This is a genomic window from Paenibacillus sp. TAB_01 (assembly GCF_043945595.1).
Lineage (GTDB): Bacteria > Bacillota > Bacilli > Paenibacillales > NBRC-103111 > Paenibacillus_S.
Map to the genome: position 1 here is coordinate 6,473,218 of NZ_JBIFNP010000001.1, position 14,962 is coordinate 6,488,179.

Below are 14,962 nucleotides of genomic sequence, written 5' to 3' on the forward strand. Positions count from 1 at the left end.
GCGAAGAGTCCTACAACTGCGGAGACCTCTGCAGCTGCAGGGAGAACCGCAGCCCGTTCCTGTTCGCGTACAACAATCGAAGAGTCTGAACGTACTTTTCGCACAGACAGCTCAAGGATTCCCATGCCCGTCGTTTCCCCAGCTCTCCAGAAAAATTGTATGCGCATTCAATTCGGAGGAGCAGAAGCCTCCGATTTCCAATATATTTGATCGAACCTGTGTGCCGCTTCAAAATCGAGTTCAGTCAGTCCTCCCGCATGCCAAGTCGTGAGGCGCAGCCGAACAATCCTATAATCAATGGCGATGAAAGGGTGATGGTTCAGCTCCTGCTCCGCAACGGAAGCAATGCTCTGCACGAAGGCCACCGCCTCGGGAAACGTTCGAAACCGATACGATTTAAAGATCCACTTGTCCTCCTCCAAGCGCCATCCTTCCGCCCGCTCCAGCCGATGCCCCAAGCTTTCTACCGGCAGCCTGTCAAGCTTCATACGTATCCCTTCCCTACACCAAATAGATGATGCTGATCAGCTTGCCGTCGTGGTGAACCACAATGACGTGCTTTTCTTTGTCGTGGCTCAGCGTGCAGCCGCCGACCCGCATTTTGGGTGAGGTGCCGAGTCCGTAGAACAGATCGTCCGCCAGCGTCTTCATACATTCCTGCTGCTCCTCGCGCTCCAGCCCGTTCCATTCCTCGGAGGTCATCTCCAAAAAGGTATAGCATTCATTGATACTGTGTAAAGCCTGGGTGAAATCGTCAATAATGTCATTGTATTCTCTACCGAACTTAATCCCCATCGACAGTCAGTCCTTCCGGGTGGGTATGAAATGGAAATACTTACTAAGCATTGTAACCTGAAAAAAGCTATCCATGCAACCGATGCCGCAATAACTTTCAAACGGCCCGTCCCGGTCTGCAGAAGCGCCGCGCATTTCCTGTGGAGCGATTGTGGATACCCTCGCTGCACAAGCCATGAAGGCCGGGTTTCACGGGCATTTGGGTTCCGATAACAATTTCATGAAGCTAAACAGACAGACTATAGGGCTGGAGTATGAAGGAAATTTCGTTTTCAATCAGCGCCATCCCAAGCATTTATACCCAAAATCTGTTACACTATAAGGATACCTACAGAGTTCGGAGGCGGAGTGTTTTCCATGCTGAAGCTGCATATTCCCAAAAACCGAATGAATTACCTGATCGACCGGATGCAGCACCAGTTCACCCTTTCCATGGTCGAGCAAGGCTGGGAGCATTACCATAAAGGACATGTCAAAGGAATGGAATTGGTCCATGGCGTGGAAATTCACGCGCTGGTTCGCGATACCAAGTCGCACGAGGTTCATGTGGAGCTGGGCCAATTCGACAAGAGCGAATGCAGCTGCCAAGAAGCGGATTTCTGCATGCATATGACCGCGGTTATTTTTGCCCTGTATGCCTCCTTTGCGCGGCCTGAGCTGTTATATCAGCAGTTGAGGCAGGCACTTATGGTGAAAAGCCGGCAGGCTCATAGCCGCACCGCAGCCGGTCCAAAGACGGAGAAAAAGCAGGATCGCCTTGATCCGCCCCGGCCGGAGCAGCTCCCCGCCCTATGGCACCGGTATTTCGATCAGCAGTTTTATGGATATTCCTTGTCGCAGCAGCATTCCATCGAGCAATTTTACAGTACGGCCAAGGAAACCCTCGGGACCCTGGCGGCCGATTGGAAGGAGCCGCTTCAATCACTTTACCAGCTGCATGTGCTGTTGTTTGTGATGCGCAAAATGGAGCAGTTTTACAGCGATACGAAAACGTCGTATTTATCCTATTACATCGAAACCGGATGCAAAACGGTTGCCAAGCAGTGCATGGAGCAGCTCAGTCTGATGCTGCCCGAGCTCGATGTCCCCGCCTTGATCAAAAGCAGCAGCGCAGCCTTGGACGATACGCTCGGCATGCTGGGAGAGGCAGCGCTGAACGGGAAAGATTCTCCTCTCGATTGGCTGCTCGCCTACCGCAGTATTTGGTGGCGCCTTGGCGGCGACCCGCAGCGCGTGCAGAAGGAACGGTCACGGCTGCTCCGGCTGGCCGACAGAGCTTCGATGATGCCGCGCAAGCGGGATGCGCTCCTGGTGGCTCTCGCCCATTTTGATGTGATGGACGGGAACGACGAGGCGGCAAGAGAACGGCTGGAGCAGCTCTCCAAGCGCGAGGCACGCGATTATTTCCTATATTTGAACCACTGCTACGAACAGCGGCAGTGGGCCCGGATGCTGGCTTGGCTGCGCTGGATGCTGCCGTCCATGCAGCGGGCCCAGCAGGATGAGCTGTGCACCTTCTGCACTTACTGGATGGAGGCGGTGAGCCGCCAGCCGGATGACGGGGAATGGGTCGATGTGATGATCGCGCTGCTGCCCCGCACCTACTATTTCTATACCGGCTATTTGCTGAAAGCGCACCGGTTTAAGGCATGGATCGATCTGCAGCTGTCCAATCGGGTTTCGCCTCTCGATCTGTACACGCTGAACCTGAAAACGGTGGAGGAGTACGATCCCTCGCTGCTGCTGCCGCTGTATCATCAGGCGGTGGAGCGAAGCATCGCCGAGAAGAACCGCAACGCTTATCAGATGGCCGTCCGTCTCCTGAAAAAATTGCAATCCTACTACAAAAAGCTCGGTCAAACGGACACGTGGGAGGATTACATCTACCGCCTGTCGGCACGCTATTCCCGCTTGCGCGCACTGCAAGAGGAGCTGAGGAAAGGGAAGTGGATTCCATGATCGAACCGTCTGCGATAACCATCCATGCCCGATGGACCGCTCCGGGCTGCTTCTTCTTGTGGGGTACGCGCCACAAGGGCGGCGTGTGCGACGCATACGACTTAAAAAGCCTGCTGTTTGCCTGGCATCAGCCTTCTTTCTACGGTACGTTCATCGAGGTCACCGAATCGCTGAACGTGGAAGGGCTTCAGCTCGCCGCGCTGGAGGCGCTGGACTACTTCTGCGCTCCCGGCGCGGTCGAGCATACGAAGCTGGAATGGGACGCTGAAGTGCAGGAGCTGCTTCGCCTCGCGCCACAGATGAAAGAGGCGCTGGTGCAAGGGCGCTGCATGCCCGATTTCGCCAAATGGAAAGCGGGCGAGCTCGGCTGGAAGCTTCAGCTGCCGGAGGCCGTGACGGCGCGGGGCCTTTCGCCCTTGGCGCAGCAGTGGATGCACCGGCTCATTCCGGAATGGGCTGAGGAAGACGGTACGCTGCGCCAAAGCATCCGCCAGCTGGAGCTGACCTATCCGCTCATAGCGCGCGGCAAGCTGCCGACCGACCTGTGGATGGACGAAGAGGATTGGCTCGTCTCGATCGGCTGGCAGACGGACGGCACGCCGTTCCGTACGTGCCTGCAGCTGAGCGAGCCGCCGCAGGGCCGCGGCAGCTGGCCGCTGCGCGTCGTCCTGCAGGACCGCGCCGACAAAGCGCAGCTGCATGAGCTCGACCCCCGCGCGGTCGCATCGCTGGCCGCTCTTGCCGAGCGCAGCGATGCTGCAGTGCAGGCCGCGGACGGCCACCCAGCGCAGGCTGGCAGCGGCCTGACGGCCGAAACGGCGGGCGGCGACGCACCGGCGGCAGCGCCCGAGGACGCCCTGCTGGCCGCGGAGCCGCAGCCTGCCGCAGCTCCAGCCGTAGGCGGGCCCGCCGCGGCAGCTGCGAGCACGCCGGAGGCGACAGCCGCGAGCGCACTAGCTGCGGCGGACGTACCCGAGGCGCTCGCCGGACTGCCTGCCGCATGGCAGCCGCAGCTGCTGCGCGCTGCGCGGGACCTCGCCAAGTGGGAGCGCATCCTGCCTTGGCTGGCCGGCAGCAGCGGCGGGCTGCGCAGCGAGCTGACCGCCGACGAGGCGTGGCGGCTGATGAGCGACGGCAGCCTCCGCCTGATGGAGGCAGGCTATTCCGTGTTCCTGCCCGCCTGGTGGGAACGGCTGCGCCGCACGAAGCCCCGCTTGAAGGCGAAGATCAAATCGTCCGTCGGCTCCACTCCGCAGGCCATGTTCGGCCTGCAGCAGCTGATGGAATTCGATTGGAAGGTCGCGCTCGGCGATATTGAGCTGACCGAGGAGGAATTCCGCGCGCTGCTGGAGGAGAACCGCCGGCTCGTGCAGATCCAGGGGCAGTGGGTTCAGCTCGGACCCGGATCAGCTGCTTCAGCTGCAGCAGGTCATCGCGCAGGTTCAGAAAAAAGAAGGCCTGTCCCTGCGGGACGTCCTGGAACTTCATCTGTTGGGTTCCTCCGAAGGGGAGGACGAATTCGGCTTCGAACGCTCCCTGCAGATGGAGGTCGAGCTGAACGAGCAGCTGCAGGATATGGTCGATCTTCTGAACCATACCAAGCAGGTGCCTATTATTGAACCGCCGGCTTCGTTCCTCGGCACGCTGCGGCCTTACCAGGTGGAGGGCATCTCCTGGCTGCTCTTCCTTCGCGGCGCCGGACTCGGCGGCTGTCTGGCCGATGACATGGGGCTCGGAAAAACGATTCAAATGATTACTTACCTGCTCTGTATCCGGGAGCAGGCACTCTCTGCTCAAGGGGGCCGCGATGCTCGTCCGCCCCTGCTTCGTTCGGGCGATGCGCAGGAGACGGCTCTCAAGGAGCCGCCTGCCGCAACAGTCAGAGCACGCGGCCTAAAACCGGCCGAGACGGCACGGCAGAGCGAAGCGCCGACGCCCCCTTCCCTGCTTATTTGCCCGACGTCCGTGCTCGGCAACTGGCAGAAGGAGCTGGAGCGTTTTGCGCCTCTGCTCAACATTTATTTGCATTACGGTCCGAACCGGGCCAAGGGCGATGCGTTCCGCGATGCCGTCCAAGGCTATGATTTGGTGCTCACCACTTATACGCTCTCGCATCTGGACGAGACAGAATTTACTTCCGTGGAGTGGAACGCCATCTGTCTGGATGAGGCGCAGAACATCAAGAACGCTTATACGAAGCAGGCGACCTCTATCCGCAGCTTCCGCGGACGTCACCGCATCGCGATGACCGGGACGCCGATCGAGAACCGGCTGACCGAGCTGTGGTCGATCTTCGATTTTCTCAACCCGGGTTATCTCGGCACACTGCGCGATTTTACGCACCGGTACGTGAGTGCTATCGAGCGGTCGAACGATCCCGAGCTCGTCTCGAAGGTGCAGCGCCTGATTCGGCCGTTTCTGCTGCGCCGGGTGAAAAAAGATCCGGCTATCCAGCTGGATTTGCCGGATAAGTATGAATACAAAACCTTCGTCTCGCTTACAGCCGAGCAAGGCATCCTGTACGAGAACTACATTAAAGACATGTTCGAGCGGCTGGACCGCTTGAGCGTCATGGAGCGCCGCGGGCTGATTCTTGCCGCGCTGACGAAGCTGAAGCAGATTTGCAATCATCCTTCGCTGATGCTGAAGGAATCGGCCGGCGCCCCTTGGCAGCAGCGTTCGAATAAAGTAGAACGGCTGCTCGAAATGGTGCACGAGCTGCGCCAGGAAGGCGACAAGTGTCTGATCTTCACCCAGTTCGTGGAGACGGGCCATCTGCTGCAGCGCATTCTGGAGCAGGAGCTCGGGTCGCCTGTAGCCTTCCTGCACGGCGGTACGCCGAAGCTTGCCCGCGACCGCATGATCTCCCACTTTCAGGATGAAACGCTGCCTGCGGAGGAGCAGACCGGTATTTTCCTGCTGTCGCTGAAGGCCGGCGGTACCGGATTGAATTTGACAGCTGCCAATCACGTATTTCACTTCGACCGCTGGTGGAATCCCGCCGTCGAGAACCAGGCTACGGACCGGGCTTTCCGGATCGGCCAAACCCGCCACGTGCAGGTGCATAAGTTCGTTACGCTCGGTACGCTGGAGGAACGGATTGACGAGATGATCGATAAGAAGCAAGGCTTGAGCCAGCAAATTGTCGGCAATGGGGAGCAATGGATTACGGAGCTGTCGACGGAGGACTTAAAAGAATTGTTCGCGCTCCGCAACGAATGGGTAGAGACGTAAGGGCCGGGGCCTGTTTCTTCGGGCCCTTGCGTGCAGTTCACATTAAACTGAGGAACCGAGGTTATCTGCGATGAATCCAGTCATTGAAATCGAAAACGTATCCTTTCGGCGCGGCACGCTGGAGCTGCTGCACCAGATCAATTGGACCATCCGTAAAGGGGAGCATTGGGCTCTACTTGGTCTGAACGGTTCAGGGAAAACAACCCTGCTCAACATCATTACAGGCTACCAATGGCCGACGTCCGGCAAAATCTCCGTGCTGGGCCACCCGTTCGGCGAAACCGATTTGCGCGAGCTGCGCCAATCCATCGGCTGGGTCAGCTCCTCGCTGCAGGAGAAGCTTTACGCCGGAGATGCTGCCCAATCGGTCGTCATCAGCGGCAAATTCGCTACGATCGGTCTTTACGATAAACCGACCGACGAAGATTTCAGCATGGCCCGCCATCATATGGAATCATTAAATTGTCTGCATTTATGGGATCGCGAATACCGGACGTGCTCCCAAGGAGAGAAGCAGAAGCTGCTGATCGCCAGAGCGCTGATGAGCCGCCCGGCTCTGCTCATTTTGGATGAGCCGTGCAACGGTCTCGATCTGTTCTCGCGGGAAAAGCTGCTGCAGAGCATCCAGGATCTGGCCCGTCGCGAAGACAGCCCTACACTGATTTACGTCACGCATCATACGGAAGAAATCGTGCCGATGTTTAGTCACACCCTGCTCCTGCGCAGCGGCGCCATATTTGAGTCGGGTCAAACAAAAGAACTGCTGAGTACCGATAAGCTAAGCTCATTTTTTGGCCATCCGGTCTTTGTAAATTGGAATCGAGGCCGCGCTTGGACGCAATTGGAGGAAGAAGGCTGGGAGGCTTAAACGCTCAAATCCAAAAACAAGTAGTTCGATCCGCCGATGGGGCAGGAATACGTCTGCATCAGCCGGGAAGTATCCAGGTCCGTATATTCCTGAGAGATCATGCCCTGCTGCTGGCTGCTCATGCGGAGCATGTTGGGGATGAAATAGGGCCGCCAAATCCAATTGGACCCTTGATACCGGCTATCCCGCTGCCAGCCCCCGTCGGCGGAACGAACATAGTTGGACGAAATTTGGCAGCCGTCCTCACTGCAGATATAAACGCGCTCCACACTGCCCGTCACCCCCGAGAGAAGACTTTCAATCACGGCATCCGCTTCATGGGCTGAGGAAACGTTCACATCCGATGTAACAAGTCCGCTCAGGCTGTCCTGAATGGAGAACAGCGAACGGTAACGCGTTACCTCCTGCTCGGTGTAATGGCGGATCTCCTCCTTGAGCAGCCGCTCATAGGCTCCCGGGTCCTGCAAGCCCGGCTGCGCCTCCGAGAACAAGAAGCCTTGAACATATCTGGCCCCCGCCTTCATCGCATAATAAAGATCCTGCTTTGTCTCCACCCCTTCCACAAGCAGCGATGAGCCCATTTGTGAGGAGAGGATGGAGAACGAATTCAGCAGCGCTTTGTATCCGTCATGCAGCGCGCTTTGTTTTAACAGCTTCAAATCTATCTTCAATATATTCGGTTTAATAGAAGCAATCCTGTCATAGTTGCTGTAGCCGCTGCCAATATCGTCGATCGCAACCAGACACCCCCGCTCCCGGTATACGTTAATAATGGCGGACAGCTCGTCCAGACGTCCGTGGAACTCTTCCTCCGTAATTTCGATGACGACCCTCGACGGGTCCAGTCCATGCTTCTCTAAAAGCTGCAATGTCGGCAGCTGTCCTGTTTTTTTATACATGCGGTAAATCCAGGAAGGCTTCAAATTAAGGAACAGCAGCGCCTCCGATTCCTTCTGTACCTGTGCCATGACGGCAATAGCCTTCTCTCTGAGCAAACGATCGACATTCAGGTGCTGCTCCTCCCCGATCGTATGATCGTGAAAAAACGGCCCCAGGCTATAAACGCGCCCCCCATCGATTCTCCGGCCCAAGGCTTCGTAGCCCAGAATGCTTTGTGTCTGCAACGACAAAATAGGCTGGAAATAAGGTTCCAGCCTATGCTCCTGCGATGTTTGTCGCGCTTCTGTATTCATACCCGCTCGCCTCCTGATGACAACCACGTAAGGTCAATGGAAAATTTCCTGACATTCATTACGCTTATTGTAAGTCAGATTCGGAAAACAGGCAATTCTTTTCATCGAAAATTAGTGCGACGATACAAAAGAGAATCCGGCCTTGTCCACAACCGTCTGGCTTTCCTGATTCAAGCCGATGATCGTTACCTTTTTGCCGGCCTCGGCATATTTCTGCACGACCTTGGCAATCGCGTTGGCGCCCGACTGATCCCATACATGGGATGAAGCCAAATCAACCGTGATATGCTCGGGATCCCGCTGTACATCGAATAGTTGGATAAAGTGCGACATCGTCCCGAAGAACAGCGGTCCGCTCACGGTATACCGTTTGCCGCCGGTATCGCTTGCCGTCGTGTGGACCTGCAGCTTCGCCATTTTCCACGCAAAGCTGACCGCGCTCATCAGAATGCCTGCTACAACCCCGATCGCCAGGTCGGAGGTAATAACTACAATAATAACCGTAACTACCATCACAACCGCATCCCCGCGAGGCACTTTGTGCAGGGTGCGCAGGGAGCTCCAATCGAACGTCCCGAACGAAACCATGAACATAACGCCGACCAGCGCGCCCATCGGAATTTGCTTGACGACATCGCCCAGCACCAGAATAAGGAAAAGCAGAAACACGCCTGCAATCAGCGTAGACAGCCGTTTCCGTCCGCCCGATTTGACGTTGATTACCGTTTGCCCGATCATTGCGCAGCCCGCCATCCCGCCAAAAAAGCCGTTGATCACGTTCGCAATGCCCTGCCCCCGGATCTCGCGGTTTTTATCGCTTTTCGTATCCGTCAATTCATCTACAAGCGTAGCCGTAAGCAGCGATTCGGTGATGCCGACAATCGACAGCGCCAGCGAGTACGGCAGAATCGTCAGCAGCATGTCCCAGGACAGCGGCACTTGCGGCCAATGAAAGAACGGCGGCGTCTGGCTGATCTCCCCCATATCGCCTACCGTGCGCACATCGGCTCCGGTGATCGCCGCAATGATCGTCATGACGATAATGGCCACCAGCGCGGAAGGCACGGCCTTGGTCAACCGGGGCAGCCCGTAAATGATGAGCAGCGAGCCTGCCAGAATCAAATACATCGGCCAGGACTCTCCGCGGAAATTCGGCAGCTGCGCCATGAAGATGACAATGGCCAGTGCATTGACAAAGCCGATAATGACCGAGTGAGGCACGAAGGTAATGAAGCGGCCGAATTTGCAGATGCCGAGAATCCACTGCAGCACGCCCGTCAGCACTGTTGCCGCGAATAAATATTCTACGCCGTACTTGGCTACGATCGGACCCATCAGTGAGGCCATGGCTCCAGTTGCTGCGGAGATCATGCCCGGGCGCCCGCCAAAGAACGATATCGTCACCGCAATCGTGAAGGAGGCGTACAGCCCGACCATCGGGTCTACTCCCGCCATAATGGAAAAAGCGATCGCTTCGGGAATAAGCGCGAACGCGACGGTCAGTCCCGAAAGCACGTCTTTTCGGACATTGCCAAAAAAGCCTTGCTTCAAATATTGAAAAAACAAGATGAATCCACTCCTATTCTTTTTCATTGACGCTCCACTCTCAGGATTGTCGGGGCCGATAGTCACTGTTTTTGATTATAAGCGGAACAACTCCTAATTTCTACCCTTCTGTGCATATTTGTAAAAAAGGAGCCCCGTTCTAAAAGGGTTTGTCCCGATTTTGTCGAAATATGTTATAGCGTTAGCCTTTTTTTAAAAATCATAGCACCCGACCGGTTGCCTGCATGCTTTGAGCGAAATGACAGGGCACTCCATATGTTTTTCAATATCCAACAAGGTGGTTAGGTATGCATTTATCCCGTTCCCGTATTTCATTGATTTATGTTTCTCTAATTATCTTCCTGCTCGCTGCCGTAAGTATCTCAAGCTATGTGGCCTCTACTCACGTCGAAGCTGAATTGAACAGCGTCGTCAAAGAGGTTATCCCCTTATCCGAGGTTGCCGAAAATATATTAGCCGATACCGTCAACATGGAGACGGGCGTCCGCGGACTGGAGCTTACGAACGACAACCGGTTCCTCGAGCCTTACGATCTGGGGAAAGCCCAGCTCACCAGCGATCTGAATGAGATGGCCGCCTATCAGCAGATGTATCCGAGCTTGAAAAGCTTGATGGAAGGAGATATTCTCCCCCAGATCAAACGGCTGGATGCGTTTTATACGACTCAGATCAGTCTGCTTCGTTCGGGTCAGTTGGAGGAAGCCCGCAAACGCAGCGACTCGGGCAAAGCTTTGATGGACCGCTTCCGTCAGCTTCATCTTAAGATTCGTACCGAGATCGAGGTTATCACTTCCGAAGCATATAATAAAGCCTCCCTCTCCGGGCAGAGAACCCGGATCATCATCGGTACCGGCGGCGCGCTCGCCATCCTTATAGGCGGGCTTGCCATCTTCATCTTCCGCCGGGCCAACGATGCCGAGAGCGCGCTGAGGAAGAGCGAGGAAACGTACCGTTTCATGGCCGAGAGCCTGGAGGCGCAGAACGAAGAAATTATCGCCCAGCAGGAAGAGCAGGAGCAGACGCTGGAGAAGCTCTCCCAGCGCGAGCATGAGCTCGAAGCGATCAGCAATTACCAGGAAAAGCTGACCGGCTCGCTCGATATGCACGCTTTTTTGAATGCGGCCATTCCCGCGCTCCTGGCTTCGCTCCAATTGGATGCCGCACTGCTTGCGGTCAAGGCCGCGCCGCCGGACGAAGCTTCTCAAGCCGCTCCTGCCGCTTTCGAGGTGCTGTATGCATCCGGTTATCCCGCGGAGCTTCCGCAGCGCCTTGAGCAGGCGCTGTACGGCCCTGCGCTTCGCGTCTTTACGGAGAAACAGCCGATCGAGTGCCGGCGCGATCTTTCTCCTTCCGAACGAAGCCTGCATCAGCTCGACGCCGCGGTACTGGATCAATATTTCCCGCTGTTCGACGACCACCAGGAAGTGATCGGCTTCCTCCTGCTGACAGGATACTTGACAACGCAGAACGAACAGAGACAGCGGGTTGCCAAAGGATTAGCCCGCCAGTTCAGCCTCGCTTTTCTCGCGCAGCATATAAATGAGGAAAGACTGCACCAGTCCTACCGGCTGGCCGAGCTGAACGAGCAGCTGACCAAGGAAAAGATGCTGATCGGCAACATTCTGGAAGCTACTCACGAAGGCATGATGTACTGCGATTTATCGGGCGTCATTCAATTTACGAACCACAGAATGAACGAAAAATTCCGCCTCAGCCGCCATGTCGGAGAAAACTGGCTCGAGCTCTGCTCGGTCATCGAGCAAAGGAACCCGTCGTTCCTGCCCGTACGCCAGTCCATAGCCAGTTTGCTGCAGGACTCGCTTGACCAGCTGAACGAACGCTTTACTTTAATCGGCGAGGACGAGCAGCTTCACTTCATTGAGCTTTATGCCACGAAGGTCAGAAGCAGCGATGCCGGAGAGCAGGGCTATCTGTTCGTCTTCCGCGACCGAACCGAGGAAGAAAAAGCCGATGAGATGAAGAATGAATTCATCAGCATCGTTTCCCATGAGCTGCGGACTCCGCTGGCCAGCGTGCTCGGTTTTATCGAGATCCTGCTGCACCGGGAGCTGTCTCCAGACAAGCAGCAAAGGTACCTGCAGACGATTTATAAAGAAGCCAACCGCCTGTCGGCATTGATTAACGACTTTCTGGATCTTCAGCGCATGGAGTCCGGGAAGCAGGCCTACCACTTCGCTCCCGTCGAGATGACCCAAGTAGTCAGGGAGGTCGCCGACCAGTGGAGGGAGAAGCAGAGCCACGATATCCGGCTGTTCGCTCCGAACGACGATCTGTGGGTGCGTGCCGATGTCGACCGGCTCAAGCAGGTGGTTCATAACCTGTTAAGCAATGCCATTAAGTACTCGCCCCAATCGAATCAGGTCGATGTATTTATTGATCGGGTCGGCACAGACCGGATTGCGCTGAAAGTAAAGGACTATGGATTAGGCATTCCCGAAGAGGCCAAGGATAAGCTGTTCACCAAGTTTTACCGGGTCGATAATTCGACCGCCGTCAGATCGGCGGTACCGGACTGGGTCTTGCGATCGTCAGAGAAATTATCGAGGCGCACAACGGAACCATCTCTTTCGAATCCGCTATGGGCGCAGGCACCACGTTCAAGGTTGAATTAAGCTCCTACCAGGTTCCGGATGCAGAAGGAAGCATCCTCGTGCTGGAGGACGATGACAATTTGGCTAAGCTGATTCAAATTGCGCTCAGCAAGCTGAATCTGCCTACCGTACACCTTCGCTCCGCCGAGGAAGCAACGCTGGCTCTTCAGCGCATACGGAGCCTGCCTCCGCGGCTGTGCATCGTCGATATTCATTTAGAGGGGAGTAAGAGCGGCTGGGATTTCATGGCCGAGCTGTACAGCCACCCGGAATTTTTCCGGACGCCGATCATCGTCTCTACAGCACTGGAGCCGCCGCTCGATTACCACGAGAAGGATATCGAGAAATTTTTGCGTAAGCCGTTCTCGATGGACAAGCTGCTTCAGGTTGCGGAACAGCTGCTGTTCCATACGGAGCACAATCCGTCCTACGTCTTCCCCGCTCAAGACGAGGGATTTCTGACGTCGACCCTGAAGAAGAACGGCATGGAAGTCTGCGACATCACCCGTGATGAGGATACCATCCAGGTCGAGCTGAAGCCGAAGACCGACAGTTGACTGACGGCGTCGAGCCACCAGCCCTGCAAGCTGCCGAGGGTTCAACCGGTTCGCAGGACCCGCGCAACACCTTCTCACAAGGAAAAAAGCGCCTATCGGCGTCCTTTTCATGGACGCTCGACCGCGGCGTTCGGCTGCGGTTTTTCTCAGCAGCGGGATTTGTTCCTGACCCTGCCGACCTATGATGACATAGCAGGAAGCCTAATCTTTCCTATACAGTTACAGTCGAAAAAAACCGCTGCAGTTCCGATCTATTCGATCGGGGCTGTGGCGGTTTTTCTATGCTGCGGGACGGACGCCGGCAAGCGGCAGCCGAACGGGACGCAAGCCGTTAATCGTCGAGCCGGCGCACATCGACCGTGACTGTCAGCTTCTGGCTGCCGGCTCCTCGATAGACTCCCTTCACGGGCACAATATCCTTATAATCGCGCCCGTGGCCCAGCTTCACATATCTCCAGCCGACCTCCGTATTGTTGGTCGGATCAAAGCCAAGCCAGCCGGTGCCCGGGATATGCACCTCGACCCAAGCGTGCGAAGCCTGCTCGAAATCGGCGCTGCCTCCCTGCAGATCACCGACGAAATGGTACCCGCTCACATAGCGGGCCGGCAGCCCGATGCTGCGGCAGACGGCGATCATCAGATGCGCATAATCCTGGCATACCCCGCGGCGCAGCTTTAAGGTATCGCTTACCGTCGTATGTACATGGGTCGCGTCGGGATCATAGGTGAAGTCCTTGTAGATTCCCTCGGACAGCTGCTGTGCCCATACATACAATCCGTCCTCCGTTATCGGATACCGGGCCGCATACGCGAGCAGCCCTTCCGTCAGCTCCGTATAGGCGGTCGGAAGCATAAATTCGATATAGCGGTTCTGCAGCTTCTCGCTCTGCAGCAGCTCAAGCTGCTCCTTCATCGGCAGACCCTGCTGGGACGCATAGCTTTGATCGCGCGTCACCACCGTCGCCTTCGTTCTGATCACAAGCTCACGGTGAGGCTTGCTGACCGAGAACGAATGAACCCGGTTGCCGAAATAGTCTTCATAGGTGAACAACGAAGCCACAGGCTCGATCCATACTTCATGGTGGTAGCAGGACTGCCGGTAATTCGTACGGGGCGTCAGCCGAAGCTCATTGACACTGTCCGTCACCGCGTCCTCGTAGGTGTATCGGGTTACGTGGCTGATTTCGATCTTCATGCGCTGGCCTCCTCGAATTGAAAAAAGGCCGCGGCCATCGACCTCCCAAGCCTCTGGCACGATGCGTTCAAATGCTCCAACAGAAGCGATACCTGCGAAAGGCTGAAATCCTCCCGCTCCAGGCAGGCCAGCTCCGCCTTCACCTTGCCGGCCTGCCGGATCGCCTTCTCATGGGGAATATGGTATTCCGGTGTCTGCAGCTCGATGCCCCTCAGATGCTCCTCCAGCTCCATAAAGGAGAAATGAACGGAACGCGGGAAGCTCTCGCTGCCGATCATGAACTCCATAATGTGCTCCACAGACATCCCGTCGGCATAGAACCGGCGGAACGCCTGATAGCCGCTCACCGATTTCAGCACAGCCAGCATATTCGGATAAGGCGTCGCCTGCTCCTCGATCAAGGTCCGGCAGACGGACTGAAGAATGCGGACCGTATTCTCAGCCCTCTCCAGGAAACGCCCGCTCTCGATAAAGTGCCATTCATTGTGCCGCACCATCACCGAATGCTCTACGCCTTGAAACATCGACATCCGCTCTCTGATCTGTTTATAGAAATTATGCGGAGAGTCCTTCATAATATCGTCAACCTTCTTTTCCCCCAGCCACAAATAAAAGGAATTCATCATATCCCACATCTCGCTGGGCAGCTTTTCCCGCAGGGTACGAAGATTGTTGCGCGCTTGGCTGACGCAGGAAAACAAGGAGTTGGCATACCCGCGGTCGAGTGTAATAAAGGAGAGCACATCCTTTTCGGTAAATGCCTCGAACTGCAGCTCATACGCTTCTCTGGCGCTGAGCGCATCGATCAAACGCGACCATTTGTGCTCCTCGTGCTTGAAATCCGCTTCCTGTTGAATGTGATAGTGCACATCAATCAGTCTCGCGTGATTTTCCGCCCGTTCCGCATACCGGCCCACCCAAAATAAAGCTTCTGCATTTCGGTTCAGCATGGACACCCCTCCTAAATTTGAGATCAGCCGTAT

12 protein-coding genes are annotated in these 14,962 nt (G+C 56.1%); 6 read left to right on the plus strand and 6 right to left on the minus strand.

Annotated features, from left to right (window positions below):
• Positions 1 to 167: 167 nt before the first annotated feature.
• On the minus strand, positions 168 to 488 hold the full coding sequence (locus tag ACHHV8_RS31610) for a 4a-hydroxytetrahydrobiopterin dehydratase (protein WP_395163164.1): 321 nt from the start codon (positions 486 to 488) through the stop codon (positions 168 to 170).
• A 13-nt stretch (positions 489 to 501) separates the two neighbouring features.
• The gene (locus ACHHV8_RS31615) at positions 502 to 795 is read right to left on the minus strand and encodes a hypothetical protein (RefSeq protein ID WP_395163165.1); all 294 of its coding nucleotides are present in this window, start codon (positions 793 to 795) and stop codon (positions 502 to 504) included.
• Positions 796 to 1,152: 357 nt separating this feature from the next.
• On the opposite strand from ACHHV8_RS31615, the gene ACHHV8_RS31620 reads away from it, so the two are divergent.
• The 4 genes from ACHHV8_RS31620 (at position 1,153) to ACHHV8_RS31635 (ending at position 6,856) form a co-directional block, all read left to right on the plus strand.
• Entirely contained in the window at positions 1,153 to 2,754 is a 1,602-nt protein-coding gene (locus ACHHV8_RS31620) for a hypothetical protein (protein WP_395163166.1), read from the plus strand.
• Complete coding sequence (locus ACHHV8_RS31625; protein WP_395163167.1) at positions 2,751 to 4,373, plus strand: SNF2 helicase-associated domain-containing protein; 1,623 nt, start codon at positions 2,751 to 2,753, stop codon at positions 4,371 to 4,373. The genes ACHHV8_RS31620 and ACHHV8_RS31625 overlap by 4 nt, the downstream gene beginning before the upstream one ends.
• Entirely contained in the window at positions 4,297 to 5,988 is a 1,692-nt protein-coding gene (locus ACHHV8_RS31630) for a DEAD/DEAH box helicase (RefSeq protein WP_395163677.1), read from the plus strand. The genes ACHHV8_RS31625 and ACHHV8_RS31630 overlap by 77 nt, the downstream gene beginning before the upstream one ends.
• 70 nt (positions 5,989 to 6,058) lie before the next feature.
• Complete coding sequence (locus ACHHV8_RS31635) at positions 6,059 to 6,856, plus strand: ABC transporter ATP-binding protein (RefSeq protein ID WP_395163168.1); 798 nt, start codon at positions 6,059 to 6,061, stop codon at positions 6,854 to 6,856.
• On the opposite strand, the gene ACHHV8_RS31640 is transcribed toward ACHHV8_RS31635, so the two are convergent.
• Both ACHHV8_RS31640 and ACHHV8_RS31645 read right to left on the minus strand, forming a co-directional pair.
• Positions 6,853 to 8,049, minus strand: a complete 1,197-nt coding sequence (locus ACHHV8_RS31640; protein ID WP_395163169.1) for an EAL domain-containing protein — start codon at positions 8,047 to 8,049, stop codon at positions 6,853 to 6,855. The two genes, ACHHV8_RS31635 and ACHHV8_RS31640, sit on opposite strands and share 4 nt — an antisense overlap.
• A 111-nt stretch (positions 8,050 to 8,160) precedes the next feature.
• Complete coding sequence (locus ACHHV8_RS31645; RefSeq protein ID WP_395163170.1) at positions 8,161 to 9,642, minus strand: SulP family inorganic anion transporter; 1,482 nt, start codon at positions 9,640 to 9,642, stop codon at positions 8,161 to 8,163.
• Between the two features lie 260 nt (positions 9,643 to 9,902).
• Between ACHHV8_RS31645 and ACHHV8_RS31650 the strand changes: the two genes are divergently transcribed.
• Positions 9,903 to 12,248: a histidine kinase dimerization/phospho-acceptor domain-containing protein gene (locus ACHHV8_RS31650; protein ID WP_395163171.1), complete on the plus strand. Its 2,346-nt coding sequence runs from the start codon at positions 9,903 to 9,905 to the stop codon at positions 12,246 to 12,248.
• Entirely contained in the window at positions 12,176 to 12,784 is a 609-nt protein-coding gene (locus ACHHV8_RS31655; RefSeq protein WP_395163678.1) for a response regulator, read from the plus strand. Before ACHHV8_RS31650 ends, ACHHV8_RS31655 begins: the two co-directional genes overlap by 73 nt.
• 331 nt (positions 12,785 to 13,115) lie before the next feature.
• On the opposite strand, the gene ACHHV8_RS31660 is transcribed toward ACHHV8_RS31655, so the two are convergent.
• Both ACHHV8_RS31660 and ACHHV8_RS31665 read right to left on the minus strand, forming a co-directional pair.
• Positions 13,116 to 13,979, minus strand: coding sequence for a transglutaminase family protein (locus ACHHV8_RS31660; protein WP_395163172.1), 864 nt, complete (start codon positions 13,977 to 13,979; stop codon positions 13,116 to 13,118).
• Positions 13,976 to 14,929, minus strand: coding sequence for an alpha-E domain-containing protein (locus tag ACHHV8_RS31665; RefSeq protein ID WP_395163173.1), 954 nt, complete (start codon positions 14,927 to 14,929; stop codon positions 13,976 to 13,978). The genes ACHHV8_RS31660 and ACHHV8_RS31665 overlap by 4 nt, the downstream gene beginning before the upstream one ends.
• Positions 14,930 to 14,962 lie beyond the last annotated feature (33 nt).

Excerpts from the sequence above, each read along its gene's own strand:
- ACHHV8_RS31630 (WP_395163677.1), top strand. The coding sequence starts at position 4,297 with ATGGAGGTCGAGCTGAACGAGCAGCTGCAGGATATGGTCGATCTTCTG.
- ACHHV8_RS31635 (WP_395163168.1), top strand. The coding sequence starts at position 6,059 with ATGAATCCAGTCATTGAAATCGAAAACGTATCCTTTCGGCGCGGCACG.
- ACHHV8_RS31645 (WP_395163170.1), bottom strand. The coding sequence starts at position 9,642 with ATGAAAAAGAATAGGAGTGGATTCATCTTGTTTTTTCAATATTTGAAG.
- ACHHV8_RS31640 (WP_395163169.1), bottom strand. The coding sequence starts at position 8,049 with ATGAATACAGAAGCGCGACAAACATCGCAGGAGCATAGGCTGGAACCT.
- ACHHV8_RS31620 (WP_395163166.1), top strand. The coding sequence starts at position 1,153 with ATGCTGAAGCTGCATATTCCCAAAAACCGAATGAATTACCTGATCGAC.
- ACHHV8_RS31660 (WP_395163172.1), bottom strand. The coding sequence starts at position 13,979 with ATGAAGATCGAAATCAGCCACGTAACCCGATACACCTACGAGGACGCG.
- ACHHV8_RS31665 (WP_395163173.1), bottom strand. The coding sequence starts at position 14,929 with ATGCTGAACCGAAATGCAGAAGCTTTATTTTGGGTGGGCCGGTATGCG.
- ACHHV8_RS31625 (WP_395163167.1), top strand. The coding sequence starts at position 2,751 with ATGATCGAACCGTCTGCGATAACCATCCATGCCCGATGGACCGCTCCG.
- ACHHV8_RS31610 (WP_395163164.1), bottom strand. The coding sequence starts at position 488 with ATGAAGCTTGACAGGCTGCCGGTAGAAAGCTTGGGGCATCGGCTGGAG.
- ACHHV8_RS31650 (WP_395163171.1), top strand. The coding sequence starts at position 9,903 with ATGCATTTATCCCGTTCCCGTATTTCATTGATTTATGTTTCTCTAATT.
- ACHHV8_RS31615 (WP_395163165.1), bottom strand. The coding sequence starts at position 795 with ATGGGGATTAAGTTCGGTAGAGAATACAATGACATTATTGACGATTTC.